Origin of the sequence: Clostridium sp. DFI.5.61, assembly GCF_024462915.1 — a bacterium.
In the GTDB taxonomy this organism is placed as follows: domain Bacteria; phylum Bacillota; class Clostridia; order Oscillospirales; family Oscillospiraceae; genus Lawsonibacter; species Lawsonibacter asaccharolyticus.
On sequence record NZ_JANGBZ010000066.1, the window covers coordinates 1 to 16,694 of the forward strand.

9 protein-coding genes, 2 tRNA genes and 2 rRNA genes are annotated in these 16,694 nt (G+C 59.3%); 9 read left to right on the plus strand and 4 right to left on the minus strand.

Annotated elements, in window-relative coordinates:
- Window positions 1-201: 201 nt before the first annotated feature.
- From NE584_RS17220 to NE584_RS17230, 3 genes are all read right to left on the minus strand, one after another.
- Window positions 202-1,836 (minus strand): ABC transporter ATP-binding protein, encoded by a 1,635-nt coding sequence (locus tag NE584_RS17220; RefSeq protein WP_256183346.1) that lies wholly within the window; start codon window positions 1,834-1,836, stop codon window positions 202-204.
- A gap of 3 nt (window positions 1,837-1,839) precedes the next feature.
- The gene (locus NE584_RS17225) at window positions 1,840-3,669 is read right to left on the minus strand and encodes an iron ABC transporter permease (RefSeq protein ID WP_108979627.1); all 1,830 of its coding nucleotides are present in this window, start codon (window positions 3,667-3,669) and stop codon (window positions 1,840-1,842) included.
- A gap of 131 nt (window positions 3,670-3,800) precedes the next feature.
- Entirely contained in the window at window positions 3,801-5,213 is a 1,413-nt protein-coding gene (locus tag NE584_RS17230) for a hypothetical protein (protein WP_256183347.1), read from the minus strand.
- A gap of 224 nt (window positions 5,214-5,437) precedes the next feature.
- Between NE584_RS17230 and NE584_RS17235 the strand changes: the two genes are divergently transcribed.
- The 5 genes from NE584_RS17235 to NE584_RS17260 are packed head-to-tail and all read left to right on the plus strand — an operon-like array spanning window position 5,438 to window position 10,364.
- Window positions 5,438-6,463: an ABC transporter substrate-binding protein gene (locus NE584_RS17235; RefSeq protein WP_256183348.1), complete on the plus strand. Its 1,026-nt coding sequence runs from the start codon at window positions 5,438-5,440 to the stop codon at window positions 6,461-6,463.
- A complete protein-coding gene (locus NE584_RS19765; protein ID WP_302537152.1) occupies window positions 6,460-8,166 on the plus strand; it encodes a sensor histidine kinase in 1,707 nt (568 codons plus the stop codon). The genes NE584_RS17235 and NE584_RS19765 overlap by 4 nt, the downstream gene beginning before the upstream one ends.
- Window positions 8,160-8,906, plus strand: coding sequence for a response regulator (locus NE584_RS17250; protein ID WP_050622573.1), 747 nt, complete (start codon window positions 8,160-8,162; stop codon window positions 8,904-8,906). Before NE584_RS19765 ends, NE584_RS17250 begins: the two co-directional genes overlap by 7 nt.
- Window positions 8,907-8,919: 13 nt before the next feature.
- Window positions 8,920-9,579, plus strand: coding sequence for a beta-phosphoglucomutase (gene pgmB / locus NE584_RS17255; RefSeq protein ID WP_108979623.1), 660 nt, complete (start codon window positions 8,920-8,922; stop codon window positions 9,577-9,579).
- On the plus strand, window positions 9,576-10,364 hold the full coding sequence (locus NE584_RS17260) for an HAD family hydrolase (RefSeq protein WP_050622572.1): 789 nt from the start codon (window positions 9,576-9,578) through the stop codon (window positions 10,362-10,364). The genes pgmB and NE584_RS17260 overlap by 4 nt, the downstream gene beginning before the upstream one ends.
- An 89-nt stretch (window positions 10,365-10,453) precedes the next feature.
- Here NE584_RS17260 and metA read toward each other — a convergent pair whose 3' ends face one another.
- Window positions 10,454-11,374, minus strand: coding sequence for a homoserine O-succinyltransferase (gene metA / locus NE584_RS17265; protein ID WP_050622571.1), 921 nt, complete (start codon window positions 11,372-11,374; stop codon window positions 10,454-10,456).
- 748 nt (window positions 11,375-12,122) lie between these two features.
- On the opposite strand from metA, the gene NE584_RS17270 reads away from it, so the two are divergent.
- The 4 genes from NE584_RS17270 to NE584_RS17285 form a co-directional block, all read left to right on the plus strand.
- Window positions 12,123-13,653, plus strand: a 16S ribosomal RNA gene (locus NE584_RS17270).
- Window positions 13,654-13,771: 118 nt separating this feature from the next.
- A tRNA-Ile gene (locus tag NE584_RS17275) sits at window positions 13,772-13,848 on the plus strand.
- 19 nt (window positions 13,849-13,867) lie between these two features.
- Window positions 13,868-13,943, plus strand: a tRNA-Ala gene (locus NE584_RS17280).
- 247 nt (window positions 13,944-14,190) lie between these two features.
- Window positions 14,191-16,694 (plus strand): 23S ribosomal RNA (locus tag NE584_RS17285); the annotation flags it as partial.

The following is a 16,694-nucleotide window of genomic DNA, read 5'->3' on the forward strand; positions in this document are numbered from 1 at the left end:
ACCATCCCCTCGGCCCCGGCCACCGGGAGAGGGAGGACCACGCAGTCTGCCCGGACATGGGGCTCCCGGTCGTTCTGCTTGCGGAAAAAGCCTTGCGGAGTTGGCGCCCGCAGGCGTGGACCAAATTCTGATCTGGTTTCCCCGGCGACATGTGCGTCGGAGAAAACACTTCTGCGAGATATTTCCGCCTGGATAGACGCTTCACAGCTCCAGGGAGCCGGTGGCGATGCAGGCGCCGCTCTTCCGGTGGAAGAGCATGATGTTGTCCCCGGAGACGGTCACAGGCACCTTCTCCCCGATGGTGAACAGGGAGCTGCCGAAGATGACGCCGGTGAGCAGGAAGTCGTCCACCCGCACCTTGATGGTGGACTCCATGCCGGTGGGCATGGCGCCATAGATCTCCCCCTCCAGGGGACTCTGGTCCGCAATATCCAGAAACTCCGGGCGGATACCCAGCACCAGGTCCTGGTCGGTGAGCACTGGATCGTCCTGAAGGGAGTCGTCGTCCTCCACCACCTTGGCGATGTGGTAGCGGAAAGCCTCGTCCTTATTGCCCTTCTCCACATAGGACTTCTCTGCCGCGCGCTTCCGATGGGCCTCCTCCCAGGCCGCCGCCTGGGCGGCCCGGTCCCGGAACCACTGGGGAAGGTCCAGCGGGGTGCTGGGGCGGAAGAGTGCTTTCCGGCCCTGGAACACGGTGAGCTCCACCGCGCCGTCGGCCCGCTGCGCCCCCTTGGCCTCCACGAAGTTGATGGAGGGGTTGCCTACGAAGTCGGCCACAAACAGGTTGTTGGGCTGGTGGTACACAGTGAGGGGGGCGTCGTACTGCTGGAGCACGCCGTTTTCAATGAGGCAGATCTGGGTGGCCAGGGTCATGGCCTCCATCTGGTCGTGGGTGACATAGACGAAGGTAGAACCGGTCTCCACGTGGAGGCGCTGGAGCTCATAGCGCATCTCCAGGCGCAGCTTGGCGTCCAAATTGGACAGGGGCTCATCCATGAACAGCACCGAGGGCTCGGGGGCCAGGGTGCGGGCGATGGCCACCCGCTGCTGCTGGCCGCCGGAGAGCTCTGCGGGGTAGCGGTCCATAAACATGCCGATCTTCACGATGCGGGCCACCCGGCGGACGGTGAGGTCGATCTCCTCCCGGGTGAGCTTGCGGGTCTCGGTGATCACCTGGCCCCCTTTTACCAGGCGGAACTCCCCGTCCAGCTCGCCGCCCGCCGCAGCGGCGGACTGCCTGGCGGCCTCCACCCTGCCCCGGAGGGAGGCGATCTCTCCAGACAGGTCGGGGGACTGCTCCAGGCGGTAGGAGAGGAGCTGCTTGGCGGCGTAGATGGAGATGGTGAATGTGTCCACCAGCTTCAGCTGGGCCTTCTTCTGGTCCAGCCTGCCGTCCTTGTCCCGGCACTCCTCCAGCACCCGGACCACCTCGGCGGGCTGCTCCAGGATCTCCGCTAAACGGGCGGCGTTCTTGGCTTCGAAGTCGACCTTGGGCAGGGGCTCCTTGATGTTTTTCAGGCCGAAGGAGATGTTCTCATAGACAGTCATATTGGGCCACAGGGCGTAGTTTTGGAAGAGAAAGCCCACCTTGCGCTTGTTGGCCGGGATGTTGATGCCCAGGGCGCTGTCAAAGACCACCTGGTCACCGATGGTGATGCGGCCGCTGGTGGGGGTCTCCAGACCGGCGATCATCCGCAGGGTGGTGGTCTTGCCGCAGCCGGAGGGGCCCAGCAGAGTGACGAAGGCATTGTCCTGGATGACCAGATCCAGGTCATCCACGGCGTAGAACTTGCCCCAGCGCTTGGTCACATGTTCTAATTTGATCTCAGGCATGGTTTAACCTCCTATTCCCTCGTCCAGACTGGCTCCGGTGACCTTGTTGACCACGGTGTTGAACACCAGGATGGTGATGATCAGGATCAGGTTGATGCCGCTGGAGAAGGCGTATAGACCCATCTCGTCGAAGTAGTCCAGGGTGGTGGACAGGATGAAGCCCTGGGTGCACAGCAGCATGAACAGGGACAGCTCCCGCAGGCAGGTCATGAAGGGGAGCATATAGCCGCTGATGATGGAGGACTTCTGGATGGGGATGATGATGCGGGTCATCCGCTTGACCCAGGGCACATCCTGGATGATAGCGGCCTCCTCGATCTCGCCGGACAGCTGGAGCATGGAGTTGAGGGAGCTGCGGCTGGCGAAGGGGATGTACTTGATTGTGCCTACAATGATGAGCAGAGTATAGGTATTGAAGAGGTTGACGTGCTCATTGGAAAACAGGACGAAGAAGGCCGCCCCCACGGCGATGGAGGGCATGAGGTAGGGGAGGAAGGCCATGGAGTTCACATAGCTGGCCGCCTTACTTCGCCGGTTCTTGGACACGGCGTAGCCGATGAGGGTGCCGATGGTGCCCGCCAGCAGGGCACAGGCCACGCTGACCAGCAGGGTGCCCTTGAATGCGTTCCAGATAGTGTCGTTGTGGAGGATGCCTTTCTGTCCGTACATGCCGTTTTCGGTGATGTTCTCATCGGTGACCCACCACTTGGTGGTCAGGTTGTCCGGGTCCCCGGTGTATAGGAAGGAGTAGTCCCCCGGATTGGGGAGGAAGGTCTCGAAGGCGAAGGAGACGATGGGGAAGATACTGGTGAAGAAGGTGACCACCACCAGGACCAGGGCGATGATGTATTTGCCCGCCCGGCCCAGATTGATCTTGGAGATCTGTCCCGACTTGCCGGTGACGGTGGTGTAGTTTTTCCGGCTGTGGAGGGACATCTGGTTGAGGAGCATGATGGCCACGCCAAAGATCATCATGATGATGGCCAGGATGCTGGCCTCGCCGGTGTACTTGGAGTTCATGGACACGTACTTGGTGGACAGAGTGGTCAGGCCCAGGTAGTGGGGCACGGGGTAGGAGCCCATGGAGCTGCCGAAGACCAGCAGGATGGTGGACAGAATGGCCGGCTTCACCATAGGCAGGGTGATCTTGCACATGGTCTTCCACTTGGGGGTGTCCAGAATGGTGGCTGCCTCCTCCAGGTTGGCGTCCATGTTGCGGAAGATGCCCCCGATGAGGATATAGGCGAAGGGGGCGTAGTGCAGGCCCAGCACCACCAGGCTGGGAAAGAGGCCCTTGCACCACCACAGGGGCATCTGGATGCCCGCGGTAGCGGCCAGCAGGCCGTTGGAGGTGCCGGTGACGGCGTTGGAGTTGAACAGGTTCTGCCACACCACAGCCAGGGTCCATTGGGGCATGATGTAGGGGAAGATGAAGATGGAGCTGAGGTATTTCCGCCAGGCCAGGTTGGTGCGGGTGACCAGGAAGGCGAACACTCCGCCGAAGAGGATGGACACCAAGCAGGTGCCCACGGCCAGATAGATGGTGTTCAGCAGGGGGGTCCACAGGTTGGTCTTGGCCAAGGTGCTGGTGAACAGGTCGATGTAGTTCACCAGGGTATAGCCGGCGGTCTGGCCGGTGAGATGGGCATCGATGGTGCCGGGGTGGATCTTGAAGGTGTCCTCCACAATGGCCACGATGGGGGCGATGGTGGTGATGGTCACCACGATGCCCATCAGCAGCAGGATCACGTTGTGAGGCTTGGACAGGAAGGTCCTGAGCCTGTTCCAGAGGATGGCGGACCGTGCGGCGCCGGGGGTCGTGGTTTGGTTCATATGCGGCACTCCTCTCATGCGGGAATGGAGGGGCGCCCTTGGAGGCAACTCGGCTCCAAGGGCGCCCTGCTCTGCGTTTCGTCAAAACCGGCGCTCAGCGCCCAGAGGTCCGGTGACGCCGGGGATGGGGCTCAGCCGGCGCTGTACTTGTCCAGCATCTCGATCCAGCTGCCCACGGTGAAGGAGACGGAGGCGCAGTACTCGGGGTCCTCCAGGACCAGCTTGCCCTCGTTGGTCCACCAGTCGTAGCCGTGGTCGTTCAGGGCGGCGTACTCCACGGTGGTGCTGTCCTCGGCCATGCCGCCGGTCTCGTGGTGATAGATGGCCTCGTTTTCCGCAGCCACCTCGGGATTAGAGGAGTAGCCGCCGATGTCCTTGCCCCAGGCGGAGAAGCCGTCGGCGGTGCAGGTCATGTAGGCGATGAAGGCGCAGGCAGTCCAGGGCAGAGGGCTGTTGTCGGTGACGAACAGATAGTGGCAGTAGCCGAAACCGCCCATACCGGTGTAGCCGTCGTTATAGGCCGCCACGGTGATGTTGTTCTTGGAGACGGAGGCGGACTCCTCCACGCTGCGCAGCTTGGAGTAGACGATCAGGCCGAACTGGTCAGTAGCGGACTGGTCCACCAAGGTGTTGCAGATGGGGCCGTCGTCAGTCTGGGCATTGTAGCTGCCCACCCACAGCTTGATCCAGGCCAGGGCGTATTTGCCGTTCTCCCCCAGGCCCAGGCTCTCGGCCTCGGAGGCCATCTCGTTGATGGTGGGCTGGAAGTAGGCCTGTTCCTCGGCGGACAGGGCATCGAAGGCCTCCTTCAGCATGGCGGCGTAGTCATCCCGGGTGAGCATATACAGGAAGTTCTTACCCACGATCTCAGAGTCGATGTCCATAAACAGGCCGTGCTCGCCCTCGGCCACGAAATCCCAGCAGTTGTCATAGGATTTGGAACCGGTGTTGTTGTACATGAAGATCTTGTTCAGAGTCTGAAGGGGCAGATAGCCCTGGTACTCCTCGGGGGTGGTGCCGTTGGCCTCCGCCCAGTCCTTGGGGATGAAGGTGTCCAGAATGCCGGTCTGGACCATCTTGGACTCGATCTGGTTGCCGTCCTGGATCAGGGTCATGGCAAAGGTGCCGGTGTCCTTCAGGGAGTCGGCGGTGAGCTGATCGAAGATCTTGTTGTTCTTGGGCTGCTGCCACTCGAACTCCATGGTGTAGCTTGGGTCGATGGACTGCAGATACTCGATGAACAGGGGCAGGGCACTCTTGCCGCGGCTGGAGTTGCCCACGCCCAGGAAGGTCTTGCCGTTGGACTCCTCGATGGCCTTCTGGGCCAGTTCCTCCAGGGTCATCCCCTGGGCCTCCTGGATGATCTGCTGGGTGGGTGTCAGATCGGCGGAGGGCTGGGGCTGGGGTTCGCTGCCGGCAGGGGCGGAGCTGCCGGCGCTGGTCCCCGCAGAGCTGCCGCCGCCCTGGGTCCCGCCGCCACCGCCGCAGGCTGCCAGGGAGAAGCTGAGGGCACAGGCCAGGAGCAATGAAATGGTACGTTTCATTTTGGTTCCTCCTTCATCATTTTTCATAAAATTGAACCTGATATCCCAGGTCCTGTGTGCAATTTTATTGTATCGCCTCCGTGATGGAAAAAACAGGGGACAAATCTGCGCTTTTTTGTTATCTTCTGCAATTTCTGTGGAAATTAGATGAAAAGAGGAGGGGGGGTGTGATATAATTATGCAAAACACCAAACTGAGCACAAAACAGGCGAGGGGGGAGCGGAATGAGAGGACGGCTGGCAGCGCTGGCCCTGATATTGGGGCTGCTCCTGACCGGGTGCGCGGCCGGGGAGAGGGCCTCTGCATCAGAGTTCGCCCCGGAGGAGGGGGAGCGGCTGGTGGTGTACACCTCCCACAAGGAGGAGGTCTACTGGCCCATCATCCAGGAGTTCGAGGCGCGCACCGGCATCTGGGTGGAGGTGGAGGCGGGGGGCACCAGCGAGCTGCTGGCCCGCCTGCGCCGGGAGGCGGACGCCCCGGCAGCGGATGTGATGTTCGGCGGCGGCGTGGACAGCCTGGAGGCATATCAGGACTGCTTCTCCCCCTACGTCTGTGCCGGTTGGGAGGGGCTGGACCCGGCCATGCGCTCGGAGGAGGGACTGTGGACTCCCTTCTCCGCCCTGCCGGTGGTGATCATCTACAACACTAAACTGGTGGTCCCGGGGCAGATCACCGGCTGGCGGGATCTGTTCTCTCCGGCATGGCAGGGGCGCATCGCCTTCTGCGATCCCAGTGTGTCCGGCTCCTCCTTCACCGGGCTGATCACCCTGCTCCGGGCGGTGGACGGGGATACGGACGAGACCCTGATGCGCTTTGCTGTCAGCCTGGACGGCCGGCAGCTGGACAGCTCCGGTGCGGTGCTGGACTCGGTGGCCGGGGGGACGGACCTGGTGGGGATCACCCTGGAAGAGACCGCCCTGAAGCGGGCGGCGGCGGGAGAGGACATCGCTCTGATCTACCCCGATGATGGCACCAGCTGCATCCCGGATGGAGGCGCCCTGGTGCAGGGAGCGCCCCACCCGGAGAACGCCCGGAAGTTCCTGGACTTCATTGCAGGAAACGATGTGCAGAGCCGGCTGGAGACGGAGTTTTCCAGACGCCCCGTACGGGAAGGAGTGGAGAGCGGCGGCGTGCTGCGGCCGCTGGAGGAGCTCGTCCTGGTGGACTACGACCTGGCCTGGACCGTGGAGCACCACGACAGCATCCTCATGTCCTGGGCTTTCTATCTGGGGGGAGGGGAGGAGCCGTGAAAAAACGCCATTCCTTCCGCAGAAGGCTGTTCGCGGGGTTCCTGCTGGCCTCCCTGCTGCCGCTGCTGCTGTGCTCGGCCATGCTGCTCCAGATCTTCCGCCTGCGGCTGGACAGCCAGTTGGAGGAGGAGTCCCGGGAGCAGCTGGACCACGTGATAAGCTCCCTGGACGGCCTGTACCGGGGCTTTCAGCAGACAGCCCTGGCCCTTCAGGCAAGCCCCTATGTGGCCCCTGCACTCTCCCGGGGACAGCGGGACAGCACTACCGTCTATAGCGAGCTGTACAGCGCCACCGAGGGCAGCCGTCTCAGCGCCCAGTTCGACCTGTATGACCGGGACGGGGTCTGGATGTACTCCACCGGCAGCGGCCCGGTGGAGCCGGTGATGCCCACCCAGTGGGGCGTTCTCTACGCCGCCCGGCAGAGCGTCGGGCTGGTCTTCACACAGGTGGACGGCGGGGAGGGGAACAGCGCGCCCCTGTTTCGGGGGGCGGCCCGGATCGCCGGTGAGGCGGGGGAGGACGCGGGCTATCTGGTCATCACCCTGACCCGGGCGGACTTCCAGCGACTGCTGGAGGGGACCTACGGCGGACAGAGCGACCTGCTGCTCCTCGACCGGTACTGGCGGCCCGTCTACGCCAGCCAGACCGCCCTGGCCGGCCGCCTGGCTGTCCAGCTGCGGGAGCAGCTGCTGGCGGGGGAGGAGCTGGGCCAGGAGGGGGAGGAGTACGCCTATCGGGCGGCCTTTCAGGAGGAGATGGGGCTGTACGCCGTCCTCCAGCGGCCCCAGGCACTGAACCGGGATACCCGGGGCCTGCTCACCACGGTGACGGTGGGCAGCGCCCTGGTGTGCGTGGGCCTCTCCGTGCTTATGAGCCTGCGGCTGAGCAGGCAGATGTTCTATCCCATCGAGCGGCTCCACAGCGCCATCGGCGAGGTGGTCCACAACAACCTGGACGTCTACGTCCCACCCTATCAGGATGACGAGCTGGGGGAGCTGGCCCAGCGGTTCAACGGAATGGTGGTGGCCCTGAAGCGCAACCAGGAGCAGCTGGTGGAGAACCAGCGGGAGTTGAATGAGGCCCAGATCCGGATGCTCCAGGCCCAGCTCAACCCCCACTTCCTGTGCAACACGCTGGACACCATGAAGTGGATCAGCAAGATCAACCAGGTGCCCCAGGTGGCCCTCATGTCCACCGACCTGGCGGACATCCTGCGCTTCTGCATCTCCCCGGACGAGTTCGTCCCCCTGCGGCGGGAGGTGGAGATCCTCCGCCGGTACATGGAGATCCAGTCCATCCGCCTGTCGGGCAAGTGCCGCCTGGAGGTGGACATGCCCCCGGAGCTGGAGGAGTGCCGGGTGCCCAAGATGATCCTCCAGCCCCTGGCGGAAAACGCCATCCTCCACGGTCTGGACGGGGTGGAGGACGGGGTGATCTGGGTCCGGGTGCGCAGTCAGGGAACCCAAACCCTGACCATCTCGGTGGAGGACAACGGCCGGGGACTGCCCCCGGAACTCATGGGACCCTATACCGGCCCCCCGGAGACCTCCGGGCGGGGCCATCTGGGACTGTATAATGTGGATACCATTCTGAAAAAGCACTACGGGGAGGCGTATGGCCTCCGCCTCGGCTCCCGGCCCGGCGGACCGGGAGCGGCGGTGACCGCCTCGCTGCCCCTGTGGAAGGAGGAAGAGATATGCTGAAGGTACTGGTGGTGGAGGATGAGGAGATGATACGGAAGGGGATCGTCCTGGCTGTGGACTGGGCCGCGCTGGACTGTGTGGTGGTGGGGGAGGCTGCTGACGGCCTCCAGGCCCTGAAGGCTGTGGAGCGGTACGACCCCTCCCTCATCATCACTGACCTGAAGATGCCCAATATGGACGGCATTCAGATGATGGAAGCCCTGCGGGCCCGGGGCAGCCGGGCCTATGTGATCATTCTCACCGCCTACGACAGCTTCACCTATGCCCGGAGCGCCCTGCGCCTGGGAGCGGTGGACTTCCTGCTGAAGCCCTTCCACGACGGGGAGCTGGAGGCGGCGGTGATCAAGCTGCGCCGCCGTATGGAGGCGGAAGGGAGCGGGACCGCCCCCGCCCTGCCGGAGCGGAAGAAGGGGGACAAGAGCAAGTATGTCCTCCAGGCGATGGATTACATCGGCCAGCACTACGGGGACCAGAACATCTCTGTGGGGGAGATCGCCCAGCACCTGGGGCTGAGCGAGAGCCATTTGAGCCACCTGTTCCGCAAGGAGACCGACTACACCCTGCTCAACTACCTCACCCGCTACCGCATCCACAAGGCTATGGAGCTGCTGCGGGACTGCCGCACCAAGGTGTATGAGGTGGCCGAGCGGGTGGGCTATCGGGACATCACTTACTTCTCCGCCACATTTAAAAAAGTGACGGGCATGAGCCCGTCGGAATTTCAGGATACCTGCCGCTAGGAGGCTGTGAGACATGGTGAGAGGCTTGGTCTTTGATTTGGACGGGGTGCTGGTCCATACCGATGAGCTCCACTACCGGGCTTGGAAAGCCCTGGCCGGCCGGCTCGGCCTCCCCTTCACTCGGGAACAGGGGGACCGCTGCCGGGGTGTCTCTCGGATGGGGAGCCTGGAGATTTTGCTGGAGGGCAGCAATCGGTCCTATACGGAGCGGGAGAAGCTGCGGATGGCGGAGGAAAAGAATGACTGCTACCGGGCCCAGCTCCAGGAGCTGACCCCTGGCGATGTGCCGGAGAGGACGGTGGAGACCCTGAGGGAGCTGCGCCGCCGGGGCTATCGGCTGGGCCTCGCCTCCAGCAGCAAAAACGCCGGGGTGATCCTGACACGCACCGGCTTGGACGCCCTCCTGGACCGGGTGGTGGACGGGAACCAGATCACCCGCTCTAAGCCGGACCCGGAGGTATTCCTGCGGGCCGCCCAGCTGCTGGAGCTCCCGCCCGAGGACTGCGCAGGGGTGGACGACGCCCTGGCGGGGGTGGAGTCGGCACGGACCGCCGGCATGACCGCAGCTGCCATAGGTCCCGCCGCCCTGGCAGGGGCGGGGGACTGGAATCTGGAATGCCTCTCCCGGCTGCTGGACCTGTGCCCGCCTCTGGAAGGGGGACGGGACCTGTGATCCGGCTCATCGCCTGCGACATCGATGGGACCCTGCTCCGGGGGACACAGCGGGAGATCAGCCCTGCTGTATTCCGGGAGGTGGTCCGTCTGGGGAAACAGGGGGTCCGCTTCTGCCCGGCCAGCGGGCGGCAGTACCACAGCCTGCGGGGGCTGTTCGCCCCCATAGCTTCCCGGCTGTACTATGTGTGCGAGAACGGGGCGGTGGTGTTCGGACCGGGCGACCCGGGACCGATATTGGCCAAGGAGACCATGGAGAGGGAACAGGCCCTGGAGCTGTGCCGGGAGATCCTGGATATGGATGGGTGCGAGGTGTTGATCTCCGGGGCCGGCATCAGTTATCTGTGCCCCAAGGAAGGGGACATCGTGGACCATGTGCGCTATTTTGTGGGCAACCGCACCGCCCTGGTGGACCGCCCGGAGGAGATCACGGAGGATATCGTGAAGGTGTCCGCCTACTGCCGCCGGGGGGCCGCGGAGGCGGAGCCAGTTCTGGCACCCCGGTGGCGGAGGATTTGGCGGGTGGCGGTGGCGGGAGAGAAGTGGCTGGACTTTACCGCGGCGGACAAGGGAAAGGGGGTGCGGGCCCTGTGCAGGGCTCTGGGGATCGGGCCGGAGCAGGTGCTGGCAGTGGGGGACAATTACAACGACGTGCCCATGCTGGAGCTGGCGGGAGAGCCCTGGATCATGGAGGGGGCGGACCCGGAGCTTCTGCGCCGCTTCCCCCGGCACTGTGCCCGGGTGGAGGGTGTGCTGGAGCAGATCGGGCAGCGGCTGGAGAGCTGAGCGGGAGGTTCCTGCTCCATATGGAAAATCAAGAGCCCCCTGCGCCCGTCTGAATATTCCAGACGGGCGCAGGGGGCTCCCCCGTGCGGTCAATCGGAGATCTTTTTCAAGTCGTAGGGAGTGGTTTGGTAGACATAGTAATTGAGCCAATTGGTATAGAAGAGCTGGGCGGCGGAACGCCAGCGGACGACAGGGGGGCGGGAGGGGTCGTCCTGAGCGAAGTAGTTTTCCGGTACGGCGATATCCAGCCCCTTGTTGACATCCCGGAAATATTCGTTGGCCAGGGTGTCCGGGTCATACTCCGGGTGTCCGGTGATAAAGAAGCGCCGATTGTCTGAACTCTTGACGGCAAAGACTCCGGCCTGCTCTGAGATGGCCAGCAGCTCCAGCTCAGGGACCCGCTGGATATCCTCCAAGCGGTTCTCGGTATAACGGGAGTGGGGGATGTAGAAGATATCGTCAAATCCCCGGAACAGCGGTGACTGGGTGCGCACCACCCTATGGGGGAAGACGCCGAAGAGCTTTTTGCCCAGATCATATTTGGGGATCTGGTAGTGGTAATACAGCCCGGCCTGGGCCCCCCAGCAGATGTGGAGCGTGGAGTGGACATGAGTTTTGGTCCATTCCATGATCTGGCAGAGCTCATCCCAGTAGTCCACGTCGGTGAAATCCAAATTCTCCACCGGTGCTCCGGTGATGATCATGCCGTCATACTTCTTATCCTTGATCTGATGGAAGGTCGTATAAAAGGAAGACAGGTGCTCGGCGTCAGTATTTTGGGAAATGTGGCTCAGGGTGTGGAGCAGTTCTACCTGGACCTGGAGCGGAGAGTTGGAGAGCTTGCGCAGTAGCTGGGTCTCGGTGACGATCTTAGTGGGCATCAGATTCAGGATAAGCAGGTTCAGCGGGCGGATGTCCTGATGGATGGCGCGGTATTCAGTCATGACAAAGATGTTCTCGCCCTCCAGAATGGCCCGGGCGGGCAGAGAGTCGGGGATTCGGATCGGCACAGAAAGGCCCCCTTTTATTATAGTAGCAGAGATAAAATAAGGGTATCACAAGGAGTGTCGTTGTGCAAGAAGGAATTAGAGAGATAGATGTCCACTGAAGGCGGACACATTCTTTTATAGAGAACAAAACTGGACTGCTCGACAGAGAAAAGCAAAAAAAGTCGAAAAAAAGAAAATTAAGTGTTGACAACTGAGGAAGTGTTTGGTATAGTAATCAAGCACTTCACGAGAGCGCCTTTGAGAAAAAGGCGGGCGGATTTGAAGTGCGGTTATCACAAGGGAAGCGAAGCTGAGGACTTTGAGATCGACTGAGAAGTTCGAAAAAAGTTCTTGACAAAGCGAGAAAGATGTGGTAACATATCAAAGTTGCCGAAAGGCGGCGGGCGCACAGCGCTGCGGATGAGAGAACAAAAGAGCTTGAAAAAACTCGAAAAAAGTTCTTGACAAAGTGAATGAGATGTGCTAAAATTTAAAACCGCCGCTGAAAAGCGAGCGGGCCGCGCAAAAACAAGTTAAAAAGAATTTGAAAAAAGTTCTTGACAAACGAGTTTGAGTGTGGTAAAATTAAAACCCGCCGATGAACGGCGTGCACCTTGTAAATTAAACAACGTAACGAAAACACGAAGCACCAGATTTGGATTTGGTTGTTCAAACAAGCTTGAGCTTGAAGGACGACCGTTAAATTTCTTTGAAGCTGGAATGAGCTTCAATAAAGTGATTTGAAGAGCCTCGGCTCTTTAGATACCATTTTATTGAGAGTTTGATCCTGGCTCAGGATGAACGCTGGCGGCGTGCTTAACACATGCAAGTCGAACGGAGTGCCTTAGAAAGAGGATTCGTCCAATTGATAAGGTTACTTAGTGGCGGACGGGTGAGTAACGCGTGAGGAACCTGCCTTGGAGTGGGGAATAACAGACCGAAAGGCCTGCTAATACCGCATGATGCAGTTGGACCGCATGGTCCTGACTGCCAAAGATTTATCGCTCTGAGATGGCCTCGCGTCTGATTAGCTTGTTGGCGGGGTAATGGCCCACCAAGGCGACGATCAGTAGCCGGACTGAGAGGTTGGCCGGCCACATTGGGACTGAGACACGGCCCAGACTCCTACGGGAGGCAGCAGTGGGGAATATTGGGCAATGGGCGCAAGCCTGACCCAGCAACGCCGCGTGAAGGAAGAAGGCTTTCGGGTTGTAAACTTCTTTTCTCAGGGACGAACAAATGACGGTACCTGAGGAATAAGCCACGGCTAACTACGTGCCAGCAGCCGCGGTAATACGTAGGTGGCAAGCGTTATCCGGATTTACTGGGTGTAAAGGGCGTGTAGGCGGGAAGGCAAGTCAGATGTGAAAACTATGGGCTCAACCCATAGCCTGCATTTGAAACTGTTTTTCTTGAGTGCTGGAGAGGCAATCGGAATTCCGTGTGTAGCGGTGAAATGCGTAGATATACGGAGGAACACCAGTGGCGAAGGCGGATTGCTGGACAGTAACTGACGCTGAGGCGCGAAAGCGTGGGGAGCAAACAGGATTAGATACCCTGGTAGTCCACGCTGTAAACGATGGATACTAGGTGTGGGGGGTCTGACCCCCTCCGTGCCGCAGTTAACACAATAAGTATCCCACCTGGGGAGTACGATCGCAAGGTTGAAACTCAAAGGAATTGACGGGGGCCCGCACAAGCGGTGGAGTATGTGGTTTAATTCGAAGCAACGCGAAGAACCTTACCAGGGCTTGACATCCTACTAACGAAGCAGAGATGCATTAGGTGCCCTTCGGGGAAAGTAGAGACAGGTGGTGCATGGTTGTCGTCAGCTCGTGTCGTGAGATGTTGGGTTAAGTCCCGCAACGAGCGCAACCCTTATTGTTAGTTGCTACGCAAGAGCACTCTAGCGAGACTGCCGTTGACAAAACGGAGGAAGGCGGGGACGACGTCAAATCATCATGCCCCTTATGTCCTGGGCTACACACGTACTACAATGGTGGTAAACAGAGGGAAGCAAGACCGCGAGGTGGAGCAAATCCCTAAAAGCCATCCCAGTTCGGATTGCAGGCTGAAACCCGCCTGTATGAAGTTGGAATCGCTAGTAATCGCGGATCAGCATGCCGCGGTGAATACGTTCCCGGGCCTTGTACACACCGCCCGTCACACCATGAGAGTCGGGAACACCCGAAGTCCGTAGTCTAACCGCAAGGGGGACGCGGCCGAAGGTGGGTTCGATAATTGGGGTGAAGTCGTAACAAGGTAGCCGTATCGGAAGGTGCGGCTGGATCACCTCCTTTCTAAGGAGAACTCAGCAGACGATAGTTTGCTGCAGTGTCCTAGGTCAGTAATGGTGGAGCGTAAAGTCGTTACGTTGTTTAATTTAGAGGGCGCACGCTGGAGGGCGGCGAACCTTACGGGCCCATAGCTCAGCTGGCTAGAGCGCACGACTGATAATCGTGAGGTCGGTGGTTCGAGTCCACTTGGGCCCACCACTAAAAAGCTCTGAGGTATGGGGGTATAGCTCAGCTGGGAGAGCGCCTGCCTTGCAAGCAGGAGGCCAGCGGTTCGATCCCGCTTATCTCCACCAAGATCGGATTGAAGTGTTTGGGCAATGGTCCGAGCATTTCAATCTGACCTTGAAAAAGGTTGGAAGCCTGCACCTTGAAAACTGAACAGTGAAGCAAGCAAGAAATTGCGAGCAAGCAACAGAGAGGTAACAAAGTAAAATTTGTGGACTTTTAAATAAAGGGTAACACAAACTACAATGAACCAAATCTGAAGCCTGCATAATTCTAAAATGACGATAGAGAACAGCTGAAAGGTTGTTCTACGAAGGTCAAGCTAGAAAGAGCGCAAGGGGAATGCCTTGGCATCAGGAGCCGATGAAGGACGTGACAAGCTGCGATAAGTCTGGGGGAGCTGCACATAAGCATTGATCCCGGAATTTCCGAATGGGGAAACCCGGCGGAGCAATACTCCGTCAACCTGCGTTGAACAAAATAGGCGTAGGTAGGGAACCGCCTGAACTGAAACATCTAAGTAGGGCGAGGAAGAGAAATCAACAGAGATTCCGCTAGTAGTGGCGAGCGAACGCGGAAGAGGGCAAACCGGTGGATTTATTCACCGGGGTTGTGGACCGGCGCACGGCAGAATAAGTTAGCTGAACGGTATGGGAAGGCCGACCATAGCGGGTGATAGTCCCGTAAGCGAAAACTGAGTTCTGTCAGCTGGGATCCAGAGTACCGCAGGACACGTGAAACCCTGTGGGAAACCGGGGGGACCACCCTCCAACCCTAAATACTACCTGATGACCGATAGAGGAGCAGTACCGTGAGGGAAAGGTGAAAAGGACCCCGGGAGGGGAGTGAAATAGAACCTGAAACCTTGTGCTTACAAGCACTCAAAGCACGTTAAGGTGTGATGAGGTACTTTTTGTAGAACGGTCCGGCGAGTTATTGTATGCAGCAAGCTTAAGGTGTTCAGCACCGGAGGCGAAGCGAGAGCGAGTCTGAATAGGGCGTATGAAGTTGTATGCAATAGACCCGAAACCAGGTGACCTATCCATGGGCAGGTTGAAGTGGGGGTAAAACCCCATGGAGGACCGAACCGACCCCCGTTGCAATGGTGGCGGATGACCTGTGGATAGCGGAGAAATTCTAATCGAACTTGGAGATAGCTGGTTCTCCCCGAAATAGCTTTAGGGCTAGCGTTGATTTAGATTACCGGAGGTAAAGCACTGAATGGGCTAGGGGCTGATAAAGTTACTGAACCCTATCAAACTCTGAATGCCGGATAATTGATGATCAGCAGTCAGTCTACGTGAGATAAGTCTCGTGGACAAAAGGGAAACAGCCCAGACCCACAGCTAAGGTCCCAAAGATACGCTAAGTGGAAAACGATGTGGAATTGCGAAAACAACCAGGATGTTGGCTTAGAAGCAGCCACTCATTAAAAGAGTGCGTAATAGCTCACTGGTCGAGTGATTCTGCGCGGAAAATGTAACGGGGCTAAGCGTAACACCGAAGCTTGGGATGCAGCAATGCATGGTAGGGGAGCGTCGAATACGGGGTGAAGTCGCAGCGGGAGCAGCGGTGGACTGTATTCGAGTGAGAATGCCGGAATGAGTAGCGAGAATTATGTGGGAATCATAATGGCCGAAAATCTAAGGTTTCTTGGGGAAGGTTCGTCCGCCCAAGGTAAGCCGGGAGCTAAGGCGAGGCCGAGAGGCGTAGTCGATGCACATACGGTTGAAATTCCGTAGCCACCGAAACTTAAGCTAGAAGGACACTTGGAGCTATCCAGACCCGGGCGTTGGTTGACCCGGGCGAAAGGGACCGAAAATAAGTAGGGAAGCTGGAGAATGACGAGGCGAGAAAAGTTCTAGTGTATGCTAAGGTGCCCGTACCGCAAACCGACACAGGTAGATGAGGAGAGAATCCTAAGGCCAACGGGAGAAGGGTTGTTAAGGAACTCGGCAAAATTACCCCGTAACTTCGGGATAAGGGGAGCTCCCTAAGGGGAGCCGCAGAGAATAGGCCCAAGCGACTGTTTACCAAAAACACAGGTCTATGCTAAATCGAAAGATGACGTATATGGGCTGACGCCTGCCCGGTGCTGGAAGGTTAAGAGGAGGGCTTAGCGCAAGCGAAGGTCTGAATTGAAGCCCCAGTAAACGGCGGCCGTAACTATAACGGTCCTAAGGTAGCGAAATTCCTTGTCAGGTAAGTTCTGACCCGCACGAATGGCGTAACGATTTGGGCGCTGTCTCAACAGCCCACCCGGCGAAATTGTAGTACCGGTGAAGATGCCGGTTACCCGCAACTAGACGGAAAGACCCCATGGAGCTTTACTGTAGCTTAATACTGAGGATTGGTAAATCATGTACAGGATAGGTGGGAGACATGGAAGCCTGGGCGTCAGCTCAGGTGGAGTCACCCTTGGGATACCACCCTTGATTTACTGGTTTTCTAACCTGCGGCCGTGAATCCGGCCGGGGGACACTGTTAGGTGGGCAGTTTGACTGGGGCGGTCGCCTCCTAAAAGGTAACGGAGGCGCTCAAAGGTTCGTTCAGCACGGACAGAAATCGTGCAGTGAGTGTAAACGCATAAACGAGCCTAACTGCGAGACCGACGGGTCGAGCAGTAACGAAAGTTGGAGTTAGTGATCCGGCGGTATGTGAGTGGAAATGCCGTCGCTCAACGGATAAAAGCTACCCTGGGGATAACAGGCTGATCTCCCCCAAGCGTCCACAGCGACGGGGAGGTTTGGCACCTCGATGTCGGCTCGTCACATCCTGGGGCTGAATTCGGTCCCAAGGGTTCGGCTGTTCGCCGATTA